Raw genomic sequence first — 19,947 nt, forward strand, 5'->3', positions numbered from 1 at the left:
ATGATCCAAAGCGGTGGCTCGACCATCCAGGCGCTGGCGAACGCCGACGCCAGCTCGGTGATCACCGTTAAGGCTCAGGACCTATCGCTGGGCGGCACCAACCTGACGAGCAGCCTGACGGCGACCTCGTCGATCAGCACGGTCGCCACGGCGTCCAGCATGATCGCCACGCTGAATTCGGCGATCGCCAACGTGTCGAGCGCCCTCGGGAAGCTCGGTACGGGAGACAAGGCCCTGGCGTCGCACCTGACGTTCATCCAGGACCTGCAGAACACCATCGACGCGGGCGTGGGCAACCTCGTTGACGCCGACCTGGCGAAGGAAAGCGCGAACCTCCAGGCGCTGCAGACGAAGCAGCAGCTGGGCATTCAGGCGCTCTCGATCGCCAACCAGTCGTCTTCGATCCTCCTCGGCCTCTTCAAGTAGGCCGTACGGCGGCGGCGGAGGGTTCGTCCCTCCGCCGTCCGCTTTTTCCCTCATTGGAGCGTAGGCGTCAGAAGCGCCCACGACAGGAGAGATGGACAACAAGGTTGCGAGCTTCGCAGCCACCCCAGATCCCACCTTCGGCCAAAAGCCCGCGCCGCAGCGCCCCGACACCGGGACGCCCGCCCAGCGCGCCGCTCAAAGCCAGGATCCGGCGGACCTGCGACTAGTCATTGAAGAGGACAAGGCCACCAACTCCTACGTCTACAAAACGGTCAATCGAGTGACGGGCCAAGTGGTCCAGCAGCTGCCTCGGGAACAGGTCCTGCAGCTTCGCGAAGCACTCGATTACGAAGCCGGGGACGTGGTCCGGGCCAAGGCCTGAAGCATAGGGGCTCCCACTGGACCGGGAGTGACCCGTACGGACTTCAACCGCCCCGGCGCACCCGGCGGCGGCAATCTGCGTTGGCGTTAACCATCTGCTCACCACGATTCCATAGCTTGACCTGCGAACGGCCCGACGACTCGCAGCAAAGCGGGTAGGCGGCCATCCAGGAGACCGCCGATGGCGTTGAGCGTACATACCAACGATGCAGCCCTTATCGCGCTGCAGAACCTGAACAACACGAGCAACAAGCTCAACGAGGTTCAAAACCGGATCAGCACCGGCCTGGCGATCAATAACGCCAAGGATAACGCCTCGGTCTGGGCCATCGCCCAGGGACAGAGGGCCGACATCGGCTCGCTCGGGGCGGTGAAATCAAGCCTCGACAGGGCGACGTCCATCGCCGACGTCGCATCCACCGCGGGTTCGACCATCTCCGACTTGCTGGTGCAGATGAAGACCAAGGTCGTGGCCGCGATGGACCCGTCCATCGACACCGCATCGCGAAACGCCCTGAACTCCGACTTCAAATCGATCCTCGGCCAGATCACCCAGGTGATCCAGAACGCCAATTTCGACGGCGCGAACATGCTCGACGGCTCGGTGGCCCAGATCAAGTTCATCGCCAACGCCGATGCGACGGGTTTCATTACCCTTTCCAGCCAGAACATGTCGCTGGGCGGTGGGATCATCACGGTGCCGGCCACGGCGTCGCTGGGCACCCTGACCTTCGCCACCAACGTACTGGCGCAGCTCACCAGCTCGATCAGCAACACCAACCAGGCGCTGGGCTTCCTTGGCTCGCAGAGCAAGGCAATCAGCAATCACAACACCTTCGTCCAGCAGCTTTCCGATCAGCTGACCGCCGGCGTCGGCAATCTCGTCGATGCCGACCTGGCCAAGGAAAGCGCCAATCTCCAGGCCCTGCAGGTGCAGCAGCAACTGGGCACCCAGGCGCTGTCGATCGCCAACCAGGCGCCGCAGATTATCCTGTCGCTCTTCAAGTAGCGGCCAACCCCTTCCGTTGGGGCGTAAAGAAGGCCCGGAGCGCAGCCAGCGCTCCGGGCCTTTTCCTGTCGGCGGCCGGGGCCGCCTTTAACGGATTTCCCGAGACAGATTCCGCCGTTTCTTAACGAACGGGCAGGGGTTGCGGCGGCATGGTCGGGCTGCGGGGTTTTCATCGCGCGTAAGGCGTTCCATGGTTACGTTCTCAAATCAGAGCTACGTGCTGGGGCTGTTCAGCACTGCGAACACGGACAGCAACGGCATCATTAGCCTCGACCTGTCCGGTCTGATCACCGCGCAGTCGAACGCGACGGCCGCGGCTGCAACTGCGAAGAGCGCTACGCCCGCCGCGCCGACCCCGCCCTGGAGCACCCAGGAGACCCCCAAGCAGGCCAGCGCCAACGTCACCAGCGCGCTCGCCGGCGAGTCGATCCTGAACACGGCCAGCACCCTGACCAACGCGCCGGGCGCGTCGCCGGACTACGGCAAGCTCTTTTCCCTCTATCAGGGCCTGTCGACGCTGGAGGACCTCGCCACCCAGGCGTCCACCACCAAGGATCCCCAGCAGCTGAAGCAGCTGTCGAGCGCCTTCAACAACGGCCTCACGCAGGTTTCGAACTATGCGACGAGCACTGACTTCAGCAAGCTTCGGCTGGCGCTGGGCGCGGATGCGACAAGCGCCCAGGCCAGCCTGACGATCGCCAAACCGGCTACGACCTACACCACTGCGCCGCTGACCACCTCGCTCACCGCCGATGTCCCGGCCTACGACGGCAACGTCCAGTTCAACATCAATGTGAAGCTGAACAACACGACGACGGTGGTTCCCATCGACCTCACGGGCATGGGAACCCAGACGCGCAGCCTAGCCAACGTCATCATCTACATGAACCAGCAGCTGGCCGCCGCAGGCGTCCAGACGCGCGTCGCCGCCGACCGGATCCCCGGTCAGCCGCAGACCATCACCGCCGGCGGCACGACGGTCACCCTGCCGCCCACGGCCGATCAGTTCGCGATGCAGGTCAACATCGGCACTAGCGAAACGGTGTCCTTCAGCGCCCCGCAGACGGCCAACGCGGTCTACATCGGCGAGACGGTCGGCAATCCGAATCCCGACAACGACCCGACCACCAACGATTCCAACACCAACGCCCAGCTGCTGAAGATACAGACCGACACCAGCACCGTGCCTGCGCCCCCGCAGATCACCGGGCAGGGCAACTACGTCTCCGGCCAGACCTTCTCCGACAACCTCGGCCCCAACATCGGCACGGTCCACGCCACCCAGGTCGGGGCGGACGGCTCGGTCTACATGCTGGCCGACGTCAGCGGCACGGTGAACGGCCAGAAGATCGACGGAACGCAGGACATGGCCCTGCTGAAGTACGATTCGGCCGGCAACCTCATCTACACGCGCACGCTTGGGGCCTCGAGCACGGCGACCGGCTACAATCTGGCGGTCTCCTCGACCGGCCAGGTGGCGGTCGTGGGCTCGGTCACCGGCCAGTTGGACGGCACGACCGACGGGGCGCTGAATTCCGGCGCGACCGGGGCGTTTTCCGACCAGACCGACAGCACGGTCAGCCTCTATGATTCCAGTGGCAACGAGCTGTGGACCGCGCGGCGAGGTTCGGCGTTGCAGGACCAGGCCACCAACGTCGCCTTCAGCGCCGACGGGAGCACCGTCTACGTGGCCGGCCAAGCGCAGGGCGTCATGCCCGGCGGCGCGCCGGCGATCGGCGGCTATGACGGCTATGTCGAGGGTTTCACCACCAACGCCAAGACCGGGGCGCCGCAGGCGACCTTCACCCAGACCTTTGGCACCACGGGTGCGGATTCCACCAAGGGCCTGGTGGTCGACGGCAATACGATGGTGACCGCCAGCGTCGAGAACGGCGACGCGGTCCTGCGCAGTTTCGATCTTTCGTCGGGCCAGGCCGTGCTGACCAACACCCGCGACCTCGGCAGCCTGCAGGGCGGGACCATCGCGGGCCTGTCGCTGAACGGGAGCGGTCAGGTGGTGGTGGCCGGGACCACCGCCAACGGCGCCCTGAGCGCCGGCACGATCACCAGCGCCGCCTCCGGCGGAACCGACGCCTTCGCGGCCCAGGTGAACGAGAACCTGACCCCGAGCTCCAGCGACGCGATCGCCTACTACGGCGGCAGCGGCAACGACCGCGCCACGGGCCTGGCGGTCTCCAACGGCCAGGTGTGGATCACCGGCACGGCCGGGACCGACCTGCCCAACCAGCCGGCGGTCGGCACGCAGGACGGCTTCCTCGCCAATATCGATATCGCGACCGGGACCGTGAACTATTCGCGGCGTTTCAGCGGCAAGGACGGCATGACCTCGCCGACCTCAATCGCCGTGGATTCCAGCGGCGCCAGCGTGCTCGACGTCTTGGGCCTGCCCAAGGGGACCATCGGCGGCGACACCTCCCAGCAGCTGACGGCGCAAAGTTCTCTTCGCCCCGGCGACCAATTCACGGTCGCCTCCGGGAGCGCGCCGCCCGTGACCATCACCATCGATCAGGGCGAAACCCTGCAGACGCTGGCCGTCAAGATCCAGCGGGCCTCGGGCTCCGAAGCCACCGCGACGGTCAGCACCTCGCTTTCCGGGGGCCAGCAGCTCACCATCAAGCCGGCCTTCGGCAATGCACTGATCACCCTGGGCGCCGGCCCGGCCAACAAGAACGCGCTGACGACCCTGGGTCTGCCGGAAGGGATGATCAACCAGACGACCTTCAGCTCCGTCACCTCGAAGAGCACGCCGTCGGACGGCGGCGCCACGATCTATGGCCTGGGGCTTTCGAGCACGCTGAACCTCAGCAACGCCTCGCAGATCAGCCACGCGCAGGCGACGATCGCCGCGGCGATGGGCGTGGTGCGCAAGGCTTATCAGGACCTGGTGGCGGCCAACACGCCGGAGACCGCGGCCCAGAAGGTCGCGGCGACGAACAAGAGCGGCAGCAATCCGGTGCCGACCTACCTGACCAATCAGCTGGCCAACCTGCAGGCCGGCCTGGCGCGTCTGACGGGCGGAAACCCGTCGCCGTCGACCTCGACATTCGCCTGACGGCTTCGTTGCGCGACCGTCCCGCCGCGCTTGAAACGCCGGCGCCCGCGGTCTAGCGAAGGCCATGGACGTCGTCCCCAAGGACCGAAGAATCGTGCTGGCGCTGGCCGGCGCCGCTGTAGCGCTGGTGGCGGGGCTGGCGGTGGCTTGGGCCCTGGTGTCGCAGCATCGCGGCGAGAAGACCGCCGCGCCGCCGGCGTCCCGCGCAGGACTGGTCATCGACCCAACCGGCGCCGCGCCCGGGCGCCTCGATCCCGCCAAGCCGCTCCGCTGTTTCGTGGCCGGCCAGCTGGTGGGCGACCTGACCCTGGCGGATTGCGCCAAGCGAAACGGGGTCGCCACCGACGCCCTGGACGTGGGCATCGACCAGAGCGGGGCCTTGGCCGCCGCCGACCAGGCTGGGACCGCGATCACCCCGCTGCCGCCCGGCGAAGGCAGGGTCGCCGAAGAGCCGCCGACGGAACCCGCGCCCGTCCCACAGATCGCGCCGCAGGCCGCCAGCGGCCCCTCCGACGCCTGCTGGCGCTACGCCGGCGGCCAGTGGCGCAAACTCACGCCCGACATGCCGCTGGCGGCCTGCGCCCAGACCCTGTTCGCCGGCCGCTGCGAGCGCACAGGCGAGGCGGCTTACGGCCGCTGGGGCGCCCAGACCCTGCGGCTGGTTCCCGGCCGGATTGAGACCTCGGGCGACAACCGCAATTTCCGCTCGCTGATGGACCAGCCGGGATGCCCGCCGGCCGGCTGACGTCTCGCGTCAGCGAATTTACTTGTGTAGGATCGGGCTCATGCAACGCCTCGCCCTCCTGACCGCCGCCGCAGCCTCCGCCGTGGCTCTGTCCGCCTGCAGCCAGCGTACCGAGCCGCCGGGCGATCCGGGTGTCTGCTATCACGTGGTGCCGCAGAAGAACGGCAAGCTGAAGTACTTCAAGCTGGTCAATGCCGCGAACCTGGAGACCTGCGCCTCCAATCTTGAGGCCATGCGACTAAAGTTCCTGCGGATGGGCGGATCGCAGCAGGATATCTATGGCGCCTATCAGGCGAATTTCTTGTTTCTTCAACAGGAAGGCGTTTTAACCTCAACTAGTCTGGAAGGTCCGCGCTATGTCGCTTTGGTGCGCACCGGCGACGGCCGGCTGGCCATTCCGGGAGCCATGCCGACGCAATAAAGCCTGTGGACGGTTCCCTCGGAACGTGAACGTAAAGGGAACAAAGTCCTTGCTCATCCGTTGACGGATCGCTAGCTTGCGCCCGGGCTCTACGCCCGCAACCACGGAAGCTTAGGACATCGACATGGCGGGCAGCGTCAACAAGGTCATTCTGATCGGCAACCTCGGGGCGGACCCCGAAATCCGGTCGCTCACCTCCGGCGATCGGGTGGCGAACCTGCGGGTGGCCACTTCGGAAACCTGGCGCGACCGCGCCTCCGGCGAGCGCAAGGAAAAGACCGAGTGGCACCGGGTGGTGGTGTTCAACGAGAACATCGTGAAGGTCTGCGAGCAGTACCTGCGCAAGGGCGCGAAGGTCTATATCGAGGGCTCGATCCAGACGCGCAAATGGTCTGACCAGTCCGGTGTGGAGAAGTTCTCGACGGAGATCGTGCTGCAGAAATTCCGTGGCGAGCTGACCATGCTGGACGGCCGCGGCGACGGCGATAGCGGCGCGCGCGAAGAGGGCGGCTACAGCGGCGGTGGCGGGTTCTCGTCGGGGCCCCGCGCGCAGAGCTCCGCGCCGCGCGAGGACTTCTCCGCCGACCTGGACGACGAAATCCCCTTCTAGGAGGTTACGTCACCGGCGCGGCCGGGTCGGGGCAGGTTTCGCCGAGGCGCTTGGCGTCGGTGGTGGCGTGCACCGGGATGGTCAGGCCGCCGATCTGCGGGGAGACCCGCGCCTCCAGATGCATGCTGTCGCTGCTGAAGGTCCCGCTGCCGGAGATCGGCACGGGCGGGCCGTCCTTGGTGGCGCAGGTGCCTTCCAGTCGGATCTTGCCGCCCCCGACCTCCTTGGTCGGATAGGTGCATTTGTAGATGTGGTTGATCTTGCCTTCCATGAACTTGGCGACGTCGGCCGGCAGGATGCAGCGCCGCTCCGTCTTCTGGGTGGGGAAGGGCGAGGTGACCTTGCTGATGGTTTCCCAGTAGCCGGGGCTGATGGCCTTCTGGGCCGCCGCTGGGCCGGCGAACGCCAGGACCGACAGCAAAGGCAGGGCGAGCAGGGGTGCGTGGCGGTTCATGGTTCGACCTAAGACCAAGATTGCGGCGGAGTTGGGAGCGCCCGATCCAATGCGCAAGTGGCGCCGGCTCAAGGGGCCGCCGGCCGCTTGGCGGCATCGGCGCCGTCGGGCGCGTCCTTGAGGGCCCCCATGTTGCGATCGCGGATCGCCTGGCCGGCTTCGTCGTAGAGGAACGGTAGGAAGGCGTAGCGCCGCCCGCGGGTCACCGGCGTGGCTTCGTGTTGCAGGCTGCAGGAGAAGACCACGGCCCCGCCGGTCGGCGGGCGATAGGTGCGGTCGCCGAACTCCGGGAACCGCAGGTCGCCGCCTTCGAACTCGTCGGCGTTGAGATTGATCGACACCGCGAAGCGGCGATGGGCCGTGCCGAGGGTCTCGTTATCGCGGTGGGGCCGAAAGTAGCCGCCGTCCGCGGCGTCGTAACAGGCCACGAGGTAGCGCTCGAGGCGCGTGACCTTGAACTGGAAGACCTGCTCGATGGCCGGCGCTAGGCGCGAGTTGACCCGGGCCATGAGCTCCTTCTGAATTGACCCCTCGCTCAACATCACGTCGCGGCGGCGTTTGAAGTTGTCGAGCACGCCGATTGTACGGCCGTCCACGTCGCGCATCACCCCGGAGGGCTGGCCGCCCTCGGCCTCATAGACCGCGATCAGCCGCTGGCAGAGCTCAGGCTCCAGGACCCGCGGCAGGATCAGAACCGGGGCATAGAGTTCGGCGCCGGCGTAGTCGTTCACCGGCGGCAGGGCCTCGATCCGGGCGTAGAGCTGCGCGAGATCGTCGAACGGCATGGCGGCCAGGGTGCGATGTGTCGGGTCCAGCAGCAGCCAGTAGGGATGCTCGCCCCCCTGATCGTCGAGCGCGCCGTAGAGGCGGCTCACCGCCCCGTCCGCGTCCAGGAACCAGCGCAGCCCGGGCGGCTGGTTGCGCGCCTGGGCGATGGACCCAGCGTCGCGCAGCACCATGAAGGCCGAGATGTGGTCATCGTCGAAGAGGGCGCGGTGCGCCGAGAAAGCGTCGAAGGCGGCGCTGCGCGCTGGTCCCGGCGAGGGCAGGAACCCCAACAGCATGTAGCGCCCGGTGGTGACGCTGAAGTGGAAGTTCTTGTTCTCCGGCGAGGGCGCGCTGAACCAGGGCGCGGGATCGCCGGGCTCGAACGGGGCCTTCCATGTCGTGTGCCTCAGGGCGTCCATCAGGTGGCGGGCTCCGCCAGCGCGGCGACCCGCTGGCGGTAGGCGTCGAGGATCTCCGCCCCAGCGTCGTCGTAGAAGAACGGCAGGAAGGCGTAGCGGCGGCCTTCGGTGACTCGGGTCGCCTCGTGCAGCATGGCGCAGGAGAACACCACAGCCCCGCCCGGCGGCGGGCGGTAGGTGCGCGGGCCATACTCGGGGAACCGCAGGTCGCCCCCCGCGAAGCCGTCGTTGAGGTTGATCGAGCAGGCGAACCGGCGGTGCGCGGTCCCTTGCGTCGTGGAATCGCGATGCGGGTGGAAGACCGCGCCGTCGTCGGCGTCGTAGCAACTCACCACGTAGCGCTCGATATGGGTGACGCTGAACCCGAGGCCGCGCTCGATCAGGGGAAAGAGTCGCCGCTCAAGCCGATCGCGCAGCAGGACCTGCAGCGCCCCGTCGTCGATCAGCACGTCGCGGCGCCGCTTCAGTTCGTCCATCACCATCACCGTACGGGCGCCGGCGTCGCGCATAACGCCGGTGAACGTCCCGCCGTCAGCCTGGTGCAGGGCGATCAACCGTTCGCACAGTTGCGGCTCGAAGATCCGCGGTGCGGTCAGCACCGGCGCATGCATCGGCACGCCGGCGTGGTCGGCCGGCGGACGTAGCTGGACGATCATGTCGAAGATCTTCTGCCCTGACGACAACTGCACGCGGCCGATCGCCCGCAGGGTCGGATCGAGCAACAGCCACATCGGCGCCTCTGCGCCGTCCGCCTGCAGGACGCCGTAGAGGCGGCTGACCGCGCCTGCGACGTCCAGCACCCAATGCAGGCCCTGCATATCCTGGGCGGTGGCGGCGGTCGTCGGGTCGCGCACCACGATGAAGGCGCTGAGCGTCTGGTCGTCGAAGCGGGCGCGATGGCTCGCCACCAGGCGCATGGCCTCGGCCGCAGCGCCCGCGTCGTCCTTCGGCAGGAAGACCATCAGGACATAGCGCCCGGCGGCCGTGTCGAACACGAACTCCGGGTTCGACGGCGTCGACGCCGTGAACCACGGCGCGGCTTCGCCGAGCATCAGGGGCATGGGCTGGACGGCGCGAGGGGGGATGGCATGGGACGGACGAAACCTTCTCGAAGCTGCTTCTTAGGACGCCGCCGGCCCGCGGTCACCGTCCCGCGACGCGATGCTTTACCGGGCTCCCGCGCACGTGCGCGCGTACGCGCGCACGAAAGTTGGCGTCGGGGGCTTCAGAATGCTAACTATGGCCCCCACATAAGCAGTCCGATTCTAACGGCTAAATCCCTCCCTTGACCGACGAAAACACTACCCCGCCGGCCGACCGGCACGGGGGCATCGCCCCTATCGCAATCGAAGACGAGTTGAAGCGCTCGTATCTCGACTACGCCATGAGCGTGATCGTGAGCCGGGCGCTGCCTGACGTCCGCGACGGCCTGAAGCCCGTGCACCGGCGCATCCTGTTCTCGATGAACGAGCAGGGGCACACGCCGGACCGTTCCTATGTGAAGTCGGCCCGTGTCGTCGGCGATGTGATGGGTAAGTACCATCCGCACGGGGACCTCGCGATCTACGACACCCTGGTGCGGATGGCGCAGCCGTTCTCCATGGGCCTGCTGCTGATCGACGGGCAGGGCAACTTCGGTTCGGTCGACAACGATCCGCCCGCCGCCATGCGCTACACCGAGTGCCGGCTGACCAAGGCGGCCATGTCGATCCTGGCGGACCTGGACAAGGACACCGTCGACTTCAAGGACAACTACGACGGCTCCGAGCACGAGCCGGTGGTGCTGCCCAGCCGCGTGCCGAACCTGCTGGTCAATGGCGCCGGCGGCATCGCCGTCGGCATGGCCACCAACATCCCGCCGCACAATCTGGGCGAGGTGATCGACGCCTGCCTAGCCTATGTCGACGACCCCGAGGTCAGCATCGAGGCCCTGCTGGACATCGTGCCAGGCCCGGATTTCCCCACCGGCGGCCAGATCATCGGCCGGACCGGTGCGCGCAACGCCCTGATGAGCGGGCGCGGCTCGGTGATCATGCGCGGCGTGGCGACGATCGAGGAGATCCGCAAGGAACGCGAAGCTCATCATCCACTCGATCCCCTACCAGCTGAACAAGGCCGGTCTGGTCGAGCGGATCGCCGAGCTGGTCCGCGAGAAGCGCGTGGAGGGTATCTCCGACCTGCGCGACGAGAGCGACCGCCAGGGTATGCGCATCGTCATCGAGATGAAGCGCGACGCCAGCGCCGAGGTGATCCTCAACCAGCTCTATCGCTACACCCCTCTGCAGTCGTCGTTCGGCGTCAACATGCTGGCGCTCAACCGCGGACGGCCCGAGCAGATGGGCCTGTACGAGATGGTCACCGCCTTCGTGAAGTTCCGCGAAGAGGTGGTCGAACGACGCACCAAGTTCGAACTTTCCAAGGCGCGCGACCGCGGCCATGTGCTGGTCGGTCTCGCCATCGCCGTCGCCAATATCGACGAGTTCATCCACATCATCCGCTCGTCAAAGGACCCGGCGGAGGCCCGCGAGCGCCTGATCGCCAAGGATTGGCCGGCGGGCGACATGCTGCCCCTGGTCGAGCTGATCGCCGACCCGCGCACGCTGGTGATCGACGGGAACAAGATCCGGCTGTCGGACGAGCAGGCCCGCGCCATCCTGGCGCTGACACTCTCGCGCCTTACCGGCCTCGGCCGCGATGAGATCTTCGGTGAGGCCCAGACGCTGGCCGACGCCATCCAGGGCTACCTCGAACTGCTGGCATCGCGCGCCGCCATCATGGCCATCGTCCGCGCGGAGCTGGTGGAGGTTCGCGAGGCCTACGCCGTGCCGCGCCGCACCGAGATCGTCGAGGGTGACGCCGACGTCGAAGACGAGGACCTGATCGCCCGCGACGACATGGTGATCACGGTCACCCACGGCGGCTATGTGAAGCGCACGCCCCTGTCGATCTATCGTACTCAGAAACACGGCGGTAAAGGCCGCTCCGGGATGGCGACGAAGGACGAGGATGCGGTGACCCGCGTCTTCTCGGCCAACACCCACACGCCGATGCTGTTCTTCTCGTCAGGCGGCAAGGCCTACAAGCTGAAGGTCTGGCGCCTGCCGATCGGTACGCCGACCTCACGCGGCAAGGCCTGGGTCAACATCCTGCCCATCGAGCCCGGCGAGAGCATCACCTCAATCCTGCCGCTGCCCGAGGACGAGGCGACCTGGGATCGGTACGACGTGATGTTCGCCACCCGCTCCGGCGGGGTGCGGCGCAACAAGCTGTCGGACTTCGTGGACGTGCGCCGCAACGGCAAGATCGCCATGAAGCTGGATGAGGGCGATCAGATCGTCGGCGTCGGCATCTGCAACGCCGGGGTCAACGACATCCTGCTAACCACCGCGCTCGGCCGGGCCATCCGGTTTCCGACCGAGGAAGTGCGCGTGTTCGCCGGCCGCGATTCCACCGGCGTGCGGGGTGTGCGGTTGGCCGAGGGCGACAGCGTCATCTCGATGGCGATCCTGCGCGCCGTCCCGGCGACGCCGGCCGAGCGCACGGCCTATCTCAAGCACGCTAAGCTCATGCGGACGGCGGCCGAGGGCGACGACGGAGAGGAAACGCCTCTGGCCGAAGAGGACGACGCCGACGGCGAAGACCAGGTCAGTCTGACACCTGAGCGGATCGCGGAACTGGGCGCGGCTGAGGAGATTATCCTGACGGTCTCAACCGAAGGCTTTGGAAAGCGCACCTCGGCCTACGAATTCCGCCGCACCGGACGGGGCGGCCAGGGCCTGCTCGCCCAGGACCTCACCAAGAAGGGTGGCCGCCTCGCAGCTTCCTTCCCGGTGGACGAGAGCGATCAGATCCTGATGGTCACCGACCAGGGCCAACTCATCCGCACCCCGGTTCGGAAGGTCCGCCTCGCCAGCCGCAACACCCAGGGCGTCATCGTCTTCCGTAAGGCTGAGGATGAGCACGTGGCGTCTGTCGAACGCCTGGCAGACACCGGCGAGGACGACGCCGACATCGAGCTCGAAGGTGACGCGGACGGCGGTGGCGATGGTCCGGACACGGCGGAAGGCTAGGGCCGAATAAGTTTCCCCTTGCCAGAACTGCGCGCGACGGCGAAAGGCGAAGACGAGGTTGTTGGGGGACCAAGGCGCATGACCCGCATCGGGCTCTATCCGGGCACCTTCGATCCGATCCACAACGGGCACATCGATATCATCGGCCGGGCCGTGAAGCTGGTCGACAAGCTGGTCCTCGGCGTCGCCATCGACACCGGCAAGACCCCGATGTTCGACCTCGACGAGCGGGTGGCCATCGTCGAGGAGGCCGTGGCGCCTTTCCGCAACTCCACCGAGATCGTCGTGCAGCCCTACGAGGGCCTGACCACCCATTTCGCCCATGAGATCGGGGCCGGGATCATGGTGCGCGGCCTGCGCGCCATGGCGGACTTCGAGTTCGAATTCGCGATCACCGCCATGAACCAGCAGCTCGACCGCAACATCGAGACGGTGTTCCTGATGGCCGATCCCCGCCACCTGGCGATCGCCTCAAGGCTGGTGAAGGAGATCGCCCTCCTGGGCGGCGACGTTTCGAAATTCGTCAGCCCGAGCGTCAAGGAACGCCTGATGGCAAAGGCGCGGCGCGATTGAGCCGCGGCGCTGGCGTCCCGCGCGCCGGCCCATTACGAAGAGTCCCATGAGAACATTTCTATTCGCCGCCTGCGCCGCGGCCGCCGCCGTCACCGCCTCGGCGGCCCCCAAGGACAAGGCCAAGGCGCCGCCCGCTACGGCCGCGAAACCCGCCGCGCCGGCCGCGCCTGGGGCTCCCGGTCCCACCGACTGGCGCACGCCGGACCCGAACAATGTGCTGGTGATCGACACCAACAAAGGCCGCATCGTCCTGGAGCTGATCCCTGAGCTCGCCCCGCAGCACGTCGCCCAGGTCCGCGCCCTGGCGCATGAGAATTTCTACGACGGCCTCAAGTTCTTCCGGGTTATCGACAAGTTCATGGACCAGACCGGCGACCCGCAGAACAACGGCCAGGGCGGCTCCTCGAAGCCCAATGTCCCGGCCGAGTTCACGTTCCGTCGCGGCGCGGACCTGCCGTTCGTGATGGCCGCCGACCAGACCGTCGCCGAGATCGGCTTCGTGAAGGCGATGCCGGTGGAGAGCCAGTCGATGCAGCTCGCGGCCATGACCAAGGACCAGAAGGTCACCGCCTGGGGCCTCTATTGCCCGGGCGTCGCCGGCATGGCGCGCGACGACAATCCCGACAGCGGCAACAGCCAGTTCTTCCTGATGCGCTACGCCTATCCGTCGCTGGAGCGGAAATACACCGCCTTTGGGCGGGTGATCAGCGGCCTGGACGTGGTGCGGGCGATCAAGGCCGGCGAGCCTGTGGAGCAGCCGCAGGACTATATGGAACATGTCCGCGTGCTGGCCGATCTGCCGGAGGCGACCCGTCCGAAGGTGCGCGTGATCGACACCAAGGGCCCCTGGTTCAAGGCCGAGATCGACCACATGCGCGCCGCCAAGGGCGCGGACTTCACGGCCTGCGATGTTGACATTCCTGTAGAGGTGAAATGATGGCCCCCAAAGCCAAGGCGAAAGCCGCGACCAAGGCTCCCGCGAGGAGCAAGGCCCCCGCAAAGAGCAAGGGTGACGGCAACACCCTGATCATGGAACTGGCGACCGGCCCGGTGACCATCAAGTTGCGTCCGGACCTCGCACCCCTGCACGTGGCGCGGATCAAGGAGCTGGCGAGCGAAGGCTTCTACGACGGCGTGGTGTTCCACCGGGTGATCCCCCGCTTCATGGCTCAGGGGGGCGACCCGACCGGCACCGGCATGGGCGGCTCCAAGAAGCCCAATCTGCCGGCCGAGTTCTCCAAGGAGCCTCACGTGCGCGGTGTCTGCTCCATGGCCCGCAGCGCCAGCGAGAACTCGGCCAACAGCCAGTTCTTTATCTGCTTCGACGACGCCCGCTTTCTCGACGGCAAGTACACCGTCTGGGGCGAGGTGACCGAGGGCATGGATCACATCGACGCCCTGCCGAAGGGCGAGCCGCCGCGCGATCCGGGCAAGATCATCTCGCTGAAGGTTGCGTAAAACGGGCGGCTAGCGCCCAGGCCAGAGGCTCGGGTCGCCGCCCACTGGGCCGTCCCACGCCAGCGTCGCGATGAGCGGATAGTGGTCCGAACCCAGCTTCGGGCCGCGTTCGACCTTGACCGTGCGCCATAGGCTGCCGGCATAGATGTGGTCGATCGGCAGGAACGGGAACGGGAAATCGCGTCCGTGCAGCATCGGCAGCCGCGCCGGCCAGCTCGGCAGGGCGCGGTCGCGGCGTTCCAGCCCGATGGCCTCTTCGGCCTGGCGGCGCAGGTAGGACCACTGCGTCGAGTTGAAATCCCCGGCCAGGATTGTGCTGGGCCGATCGATCGTGTCGAGGGTGAGGGTGAGGTGCAACGTCTCCGCCCGCGCCCGCCGCGCCGGTATCGGCCACCCGATGTGCACGCCCATCAGGGTGAAGGGCTTGCCGTCGAAGCCGTAGACCTCGGGCCAGTTCATGAAGAAAATTCGCCCCGGCAGTTCGTGAGTGTCCCAGGCGTGCCGTATCTTCACCACCGGGTGGCGGGTGGCGATCAACGAGCCGTCCAGGGATACCGTCTCCAATCCGGTCACCTGGCGCATCTTTGGCTCCAAGGCCGGGGTCGGCTCGACGACGATCACAAGGTCCGGATGTTGCGCGGCGATCCACGCGACAACCCGATCGGGGTCGCTGTTTTCGCCCCACTGGTTGAACTCGATCAGCTTGACCTGGTGCGGAGCCGACGCCTCGGCGCGGGGTGACCTCTGGCGGGTGAAATCGGGCAGGATCAGACCGCCGGCCGCCAGGATCGCGACCAGGGCCGCCACCCGGATCAGCGAGCCGCGCCAGACACTGGGCGAGACCCAGGAGAGGATGAACGCGAGAACGCCGGCCGCCAGCCAGATCAGGGCGAAGTGCGACAGGAGGTCGAGTTTGTCGTTCCAGCGGCCGCCCTCGGCGCCCACAGCCGCGGCGGCCGCCATCAAGGCGAGCGCGGCGGCCGCAGCTTCGAGGCACCACCGCAGGGTCAGCCAAATAGAGCGCATGGGGGCTCCTAGCATCGGCTGAGCTTGACCGCGAGCCGCGCGCGTGGCCTTCACGCGCCGGCCATGCAGCTTGCCGATTTCGATTTCGAACTTCCAGACGACCGCATCGCCCTGCGGCCGGCCAGCCCGCGGGACGCCGCGCGCCTGCTCGTGGTCCAGCCGGGGGCGCCACTGCGCGACCTGGCCGTACGCGATCTGCCCGCCGAGCTGCGCGGCGGCGACATCCTGGTGCTCAACGACACCAAGGTGATCCCGGCCCGGCTGAAGGGCGTGCGCCATCGGGGTGACAGCCAGGTGGCGGCCGAGGCGACGCTGCACCGCCGCCTGTCGCCGCATCAATGGACGGCCTTCATGCGCCCCGGCAAGCGGCTGGCCAAGGGCGACCGGGTGGTGTTCGGCGAAAGCTCGGACCGGGCCTGTCTGCTCGGCGCCCTCGACGCCACGATCACCGCCAAGGGCGAGGGCGGCGAGGTGACCCTCAACTTCGACCTCTCCGGCCCCGACCTGGACGCCGCCATCGCCGAGCGCGGGTCGATGCCGCTGCCGCCCTACATCGCCGCCAAACGGGCGCAGGACGAACAGGACCGCCGCGACTACCAGACGGTCTACGCCCAGGAGGACGGCTCGGTCGCCGCGCCGACCGCCGGCCTGCACTTCACGCCGGAGCTGCTCGCGCGGCTGGCGGCCGTCGGCGTCGAAACCGCCTTCGTCACGCTGCATGTGGGCGCCGGCACCTTCCTTCCCGTGAAGACAGAGGTCGTGGCTGAACACCACATGCACCCGGAGTGGGGCGAGGTGGACGCGGCGACCGCCGAGCGGCTCAATGCGGTTCGCCAGGCGGGCGGCCGCATCGTCTGTGTGGGCACCACGTCCCTGCGCCTGCTGGAATCGGCGGCCGGCGAGGATGGTGTGATCCGGCCCTTCGTCGGCGAGACTGCGATCTTCATCACCCCGGGCTATCGCTTCCGCGCCGCCGACGGGCTGATGACCAATTTCCACCTGCCGAAGTCGACGCTGTTCATGCTGGTCAGCGCCTTCGCCGGGCTGGCGGCCATGCGCGCGGCCTACGCCCATGCGATCTCCACCGGCTATCGGTTCTATTCCTATGGCGATGCGAGTCTGCTCTGGAAGCAGGCCTGATGGCGGCCTTCCCATTCCAGATCGCGGCGACCGATGGCCAGGCGCGCACCGGCGTGCTGTCGACCCCGCGCGGCGAGATCCGCACCCCGGCCTTCATGCCCGTGGGTACGGCCGGGACGGTCAAGGCCCTGACCGTCGAACAGGTGGCACAGACCGGCGCCGACGTCCTGTTGGGCAATACCTATCACCTGATGCTGCGGCCCACGGCCGAGCGCGTCGCGCGGTTGGGCGGCCTGCACAGGTTCATGCGCTGGGAGAAACCGATCCTCACCGACTCGGGCGGCTTCCAGGTCATGTCGCTGTCGAAGATCTCCAAGGTCACCGAGGAGGCCGTCACCTTCCAGAGCCATATCGACGGCTCGAAGCACGTGCTGACGCCTGAGCGGTCCATCGAGATCCAGGCGGATCTGCTGGGATCCGACATCGTCATGCAGCTCGACGAACTCGTGGCGCTGCCGGCGACGGACGAGCGGGCCGGCGAGGCCATGCGGCGCTCCGCGCGCTGGGGCGAGCGGTCGAAGGCGGCGTTCGGGGCGCGCGAGACGCAGGCCCTGTTCGGCATCCAGCAGGGCGGCATGTCGCCGGCCTTGCGCCGCGAGTCCGCCGAGCGGCTCACCGAGATCGGCTTCGACGGCTACGCCATTGGCGGCCTGGCGGTGGGCGAGGGGCACGCCGGCATGGTCGAGGTGCTCGACTACGCGCCCGACATGCTGCCGCCGGAACGGCCGCGCTATCTGATGGGCGTCGGCAAGCCCATCGACATCGTCGAGGCGGTGGCCCGGGGCGTCGACATGTTCGACTGCGTGCTGCCGACCCGGTCAGGCCGACACGGTCAGGCCTGGACCTGGGAAGGCTCCATCAACCTGAAGAACGCCCGGTTCACCGACGACGATGCGCCGCTGGACGCCGCGAGCGATTGCACGGCCAGCCGCGACTATTCCAAGGCCTATCTGCACCACCTAGTGAAGTCCGAGGAGATCCTTGGCCAGGTGCTGCTCTCCTGGCACAACCTAGCCTTCTTCCAGACTCTGATGGCCGGCCTGCGCGCCGCGGTCGCCGAGGGGCGGATGCAGGCCTTCCGGCGCGAATTCCTCGAACGCCAGGTCGTGCGCTGATGGTCGAGGGCGCGGTGCGCCTGCGTGGGGCGGTGCGGCTGGCGTTCGGCGCGGCGCTCGCGGCCTATGGGACGGTCGCCGGCTGGCTGGTCTGGCGGACCTCCATCCTCGAAGCCTATTCGGACATGTACGACTGGGTCGCCCGTTGGCGCGTGCTGCAGGCCGGCGGAGGTCTCGGCCGGTATTTCTGGGCGCCGCACAACTTCCACCATCTCGTGTGGACCTTCGCGGTCCTTGACCTGGATATCCGGGTCTTCGGGGCAAAGAGCTATCTGTTCCTGGCGGTCGGCGTCGCTTGCCTGGCGACGGTCGCGGCGATGCTGGCTTGGGCCGGCGCCGCGGCGGCGGGGCGCGGCCTGAGGCTGGTGGGCGCCGGCGTGGCCGCGGCGCTCTGCCTGATGGGCTGCAACGTCCTCGACGCCACCGCCGATATCAACACCACCTATGTGCACGCCCTGGTCTTCGCAGTGGCGGCGATCCTGCTGGCCGAGGCGCCCGGTGGGCGACGCCGCCTTCGGCTGGTCGCGGCCCTGGTCTGCGCAGCCGCGGCAGGGCTCGGCAGCGCCGCCGGCCTGGCCGTCTGGCCCGCCCTGCTGTTCGGCGCCTGGCGGAAGGGCGACCGAGTGGCGAGCATCACGGTGGCGGCAGCCGGCGGCGCGTTCAGCCTGCTCTATCTGGTCGGACAGGCGCCGGGCGCGGGTTCGGCGGCGGTTGGCGCCGGGCTTGCCGGCCATTTCGCGGAGGCCGGCGCCTTGGCGCTGAACTACCTCGGCCTGCCCTGGGTGCGGGCCCTGCCGGCCCTTGGCTGGGCTTTCGGGCTGGCCATCCTGGCGGTCTCGCTGGCCGCGCTGGCCTTCAAGGCGCGGCGTGGCGCGGACTGGAGCGAGCGGGCGGCGGTGAGCCTGATCGTCTTCTCGCTGACCACTGCGGCGATGGCCAGCATGGCGCGCACCGGGATCATCGCCCCAAGCCTGGTCCCGATGCGCTATTCGGTCTTCCTGGCGCCGCTGCACGTAGGTCTGTGGCTGCTGGCGCTGCCCTGGTTGCGCCGCGCCTGGACGCGACGGCCCCGCGCCTCCGAGGCGATGGTGGTCGCCGCCTCAGTGTTCCTGCTGGCCCATCAGGGGGTGATGGCGGTCTACGCGGTGCGCACCGCCGACGCGAACCTGCGGTTCATCGCCGATTTTCGCGAAGGCCGGCGCTATCCGCAGATGCAGCCCATCGTCTACGGCGACATCAGCCAGGTGCTGACGCTGGCCGACTGGATGAAACGTGAGGACTTCTATCAGCGGGAGTTGCGGCCCGACCCCGCCGGCGGAACGCCTCAATGGATTGGGTATTTCGGCTTCATGGACTGGTCCATGATCGGGGCCCCGGCCAGAACGTGGCTGGGCGTGGCCGGCGGACTGCAGCCCTTGGCCTCGCCGAGGCCCTTCAGATAGGCGCGCCGCACGGCGCCGGCGGTGATCGCGGCCTGGACGTAGCGATCATGGCGCTCGGCGCCGGACAGCTTGCGGATCCAGCCGCGGAAGGGGATCACGTCGCTGGCCGCACCCGAGGCGACGGTGAGGGCGGTGGTCTTGCCCTTGTCCATCATGCCCTCCTCCTTCTGGGAGGGCGCGTCGAGATCGTCGCCCAGGGCTTCGTCGAGAGGCGCCAGCCGTGTCAGCAGGTCCGGACACCGCCCCGCGGCCGGACGTTCGTACGGGTCGGCCATGGCCTGTAGCAGCACCTCGGGGATCTTGGTGCGCAGGACATTGAGGTCGCGCAGGGGCGATTCGGCGACGCCCTTAACCCCGGCCCGATCAGCTTCCGCGGTGGTCTGCACCTTCGGCGAGCCGTTTTCGGGTTCGGTCAGACAGCCGCACAGCCCAAGGGCCGCGGCGCTCAGGAGGAGGGCTGTCGCGCATCGCATCGAGCGCCACCTTAGGCGATATCCTGGCAAAGTCAGGGCGCCCGCACTTGCGCGAGAAAGGTGCGGCGCCTAAGGTCCGCGCCGCTTCGCCAAGGGCTGTTCAAGGCCCCCCGCGTCGTGGGCCGGTAGCTCAGTGGTAGAGCATTCGACTTTTAATCGAATGGTCGTGAGTTCGAACCTCACCCGGCCTACCAATCTTCGCCAACGTCGGCTCGGCAAGCCGGCGCAGGCGGCCTTTCACAGCCGGGCGCTTCTCAACTAGACTTGCGGACGCTGCGGCGGGCTACGATGGCCTTCCGGCGCACCATCTCTCGGCCCCAGTCCGGACGGAGGGTCTAAGCGTC

At 67.8% G+C, this 19,947-nt stretch carries 18 protein-coding genes, 1 tRNA gene and 1 pseudogene; 15 read left to right on the forward strand and 5 right to left on the reverse strand.

Annotation, left to right across the window (positions count from 1 at the left end):
* The 7 genes from VHS75_RS07745 to ssb all read left to right on the forward strand — a co-directional run.
* On the forward strand, positions 1 to 426 hold a 426-nt coding region (locus tag VHS75_RS07745), incomplete at its 5' end, for a flagellin (protein ID WP_329638035.1).
* 91 nt (positions 427 to 517) lie between these two features.
* Positions 518 to 808, forward strand: coding sequence for a flagellar protein FlaG (locus tag VHS75_RS07750; protein WP_329638036.1), 291 nt, complete (start codon positions 518 to 520; stop codon positions 806 to 808).
* Positions 809 to 988: 180 nt separating this feature from the next.
* Positions 989 to 1,816: a flagellin gene (locus VHS75_RS07755; RefSeq protein WP_329638037.1), complete on the forward strand. Its 828-nt coding sequence runs from the start codon at positions 989 to 991 to the stop codon at positions 1,814 to 1,816.
* A gap of 190 nt (positions 1,817 to 2,006) precedes the next feature.
* The gene (locus VHS75_RS07760; RefSeq protein WP_329638038.1) at positions 2,007 to 4,889 is read left to right on the forward strand and encodes a hypothetical protein; all 2,883 of its coding nucleotides are present in this window, start codon (positions 2,007 to 2,009) and stop codon (positions 4,887 to 4,889) included.
* 64 nt (positions 4,890 to 4,953) lie between these two features.
* The gene (locus VHS75_RS07765) at positions 4,954 to 5,634 is read left to right on the forward strand and encodes a hypothetical protein (RefSeq protein ID WP_329638039.1); all 681 of its coding nucleotides are present in this window, start codon (positions 4,954 to 4,956) and stop codon (positions 5,632 to 5,634) included.
* A 40-nt stretch (positions 5,635 to 5,674) separates the two neighbouring features.
* Positions 5,675 to 6,055 (forward strand): hypothetical protein, encoded by a 381-nt coding sequence (locus tag VHS75_RS07770; RefSeq protein ID WP_329638040.1) that lies wholly within the window; start codon positions 5,675 to 5,677, stop codon positions 6,053 to 6,055.
* Between the two features lie 124 nt (positions 6,056 to 6,179).
* A complete protein-coding gene (ssb, locus tag VHS75_RS07775) occupies positions 6,180 to 6,665 on the forward strand; it encodes a single-stranded DNA-binding protein (RefSeq protein ID WP_329638041.1) in 486 nt (161 codons plus the stop codon).
* 4 nt (positions 6,666 to 6,669) lie between these two features.
* Here the strand turns inward: ssb and VHS75_RS07780 are convergent, their stop codons facing one another.
* From VHS75_RS07780 to VHS75_RS07790, 3 genes are all read right to left on the reverse strand, one after another.
* Positions 6,670 to 7,119, reverse strand: coding sequence for a DUF3617 domain-containing protein (locus tag VHS75_RS07780; protein WP_329638042.1), 450 nt, complete (start codon positions 7,117 to 7,119; stop codon positions 6,670 to 6,672).
* Between the two features lie 68 nt (positions 7,120 to 7,187).
* Positions 7,188 to 8,306: a 2OG-Fe(II) oxygenase gene (locus VHS75_RS07785; RefSeq protein WP_329638043.1), complete on the reverse strand. Its 1,119-nt coding sequence runs from the start codon at positions 8,304 to 8,306 to the stop codon at positions 7,188 to 7,190.
* On the reverse strand, positions 8,306 to 9,367 hold the full coding sequence (locus VHS75_RS07790) for a 2OG-Fe(II) oxygenase (RefSeq protein ID WP_329638044.1): 1,062 nt from the start codon (positions 9,365 to 9,367) through the stop codon (positions 8,306 to 8,308). Before VHS75_RS07790 ends, VHS75_RS07785 begins: the two co-directional genes overlap by 1 nt.
* A gap of 323 nt (positions 9,368 to 9,690) precedes the next feature.
* Between VHS75_RS07790 and gyrA the strand changes: the two are divergent.
* The 4 genes and pseudogenes from gyrA to VHS75_RS07810 all read left to right on the forward strand — a co-directional run bounded on the left by gyrA (position 9,691) and on the right by VHS75_RS07810 (position 14,407).
* Positions 9,691 to 12,376: pseudogene (gyrA, locus tag VHS75_RS07795) on the forward strand (DNA gyrase subunit A).
* A 78-nt stretch (positions 12,377 to 12,454) separates the two neighbouring features.
* Complete coding sequence (gene coaD, locus VHS75_RS07800; RefSeq protein WP_329638045.1) at positions 12,455 to 12,949, forward strand: pantetheine-phosphate adenylyltransferase; 495 nt, start codon at positions 12,455 to 12,457, stop codon at positions 12,947 to 12,949.
* 46 nt (positions 12,950 to 12,995) lie between these two features.
* Positions 12,996 to 13,886, forward strand: a complete 891-nt coding sequence (locus VHS75_RS07805; RefSeq protein WP_329638046.1) for a peptidylprolyl isomerase — start codon at positions 12,996 to 12,998, stop codon at positions 13,884 to 13,886.
* Positions 13,887 to 13,978: 92 nt separating this feature from the next.
* Positions 13,979 to 14,407: a peptidylprolyl isomerase gene (locus VHS75_RS07810; RefSeq protein WP_329638056.1), complete on the forward strand. Its 429-nt coding sequence runs from the start codon at positions 13,979 to 13,981 to the stop codon at positions 14,405 to 14,407.
* Positions 14,408 to 14,416: 9 nt separating this feature from the next.
* On the opposite strand, the gene VHS75_RS07815 is transcribed toward VHS75_RS07810, so the two are convergent.
* A complete protein-coding gene (locus VHS75_RS07815) occupies positions 14,417 to 15,433 on the reverse strand; it encodes an endonuclease/exonuclease/phosphatase family protein (protein WP_329638047.1) in 1,017 nt (338 codons plus the stop codon).
* A gap of 63 nt (positions 15,434 to 15,496) precedes the next feature.
* On the opposite strand from VHS75_RS07815, the gene queA reads away from it, so the two are divergent.
* The 3 genes from queA to VHS75_RS07830 are packed head-to-tail and all read left to right on the forward strand — an operon-like array spanning position 15,497 to position 19,130.
* A complete protein-coding gene (gene queA, locus VHS75_RS07820; RefSeq protein ID WP_329638048.1) occupies positions 15,497 to 16,573 on the forward strand; it encodes a tRNA preQ1(34) S-adenosylmethionine ribosyltransferase-isomerase QueA in 1,077 nt (358 codons plus the stop codon).
* The gene (gene tgt / locus VHS75_RS07825; protein WP_329638049.1) at positions 16,573 to 17,688 is read left to right on the forward strand and encodes a tRNA guanosine(34) transglycosylase Tgt; all 1,116 of its coding nucleotides are present in this window, start codon (positions 16,573 to 16,575) and stop codon (positions 17,686 to 17,688) included. The genes queA and tgt overlap by 1 nt, the downstream gene beginning before the upstream one ends.
* The gene (locus VHS75_RS07830; protein ID WP_329638050.1) at positions 17,688 to 19,130 is read left to right on the forward strand and encodes a hypothetical protein; all 1,443 of its coding nucleotides are present in this window, start codon (positions 17,688 to 17,690) and stop codon (positions 19,128 to 19,130) included. The genes tgt and VHS75_RS07830 overlap by 1 nt, the downstream gene beginning before the upstream one ends.
* On the opposite strand, the gene VHS75_RS07835 is transcribed toward VHS75_RS07830, so the two are convergent.
* Positions 19,013 to 19,603, reverse strand: a complete 591-nt coding sequence (locus VHS75_RS07835; protein ID WP_329638051.1) for a hypothetical protein — start codon at positions 19,601 to 19,603, stop codon at positions 19,013 to 19,015. The two genes, VHS75_RS07830 and VHS75_RS07835, sit on opposite strands and share 118 nt — an antisense overlap.
* Positions 19,604 to 19,722: 119 nt before the next feature.
* On the opposite strand from VHS75_RS07835, the gene VHS75_RS07840 reads away from it, so the two are divergent.
* A tRNA-Lys gene (locus tag VHS75_RS07840) sits at positions 19,723 to 19,797 on the forward strand.
* Positions 19,798 to 19,947: the final 150 nt, after the last annotated feature.

Source organism: Phenylobacterium sp. (assembly GCF_036264965.1).
GTDB lineage: Bacteria > Pseudomonadota > Alphaproteobacteria > Caulobacterales > Caulobacteraceae > Phenylobacterium.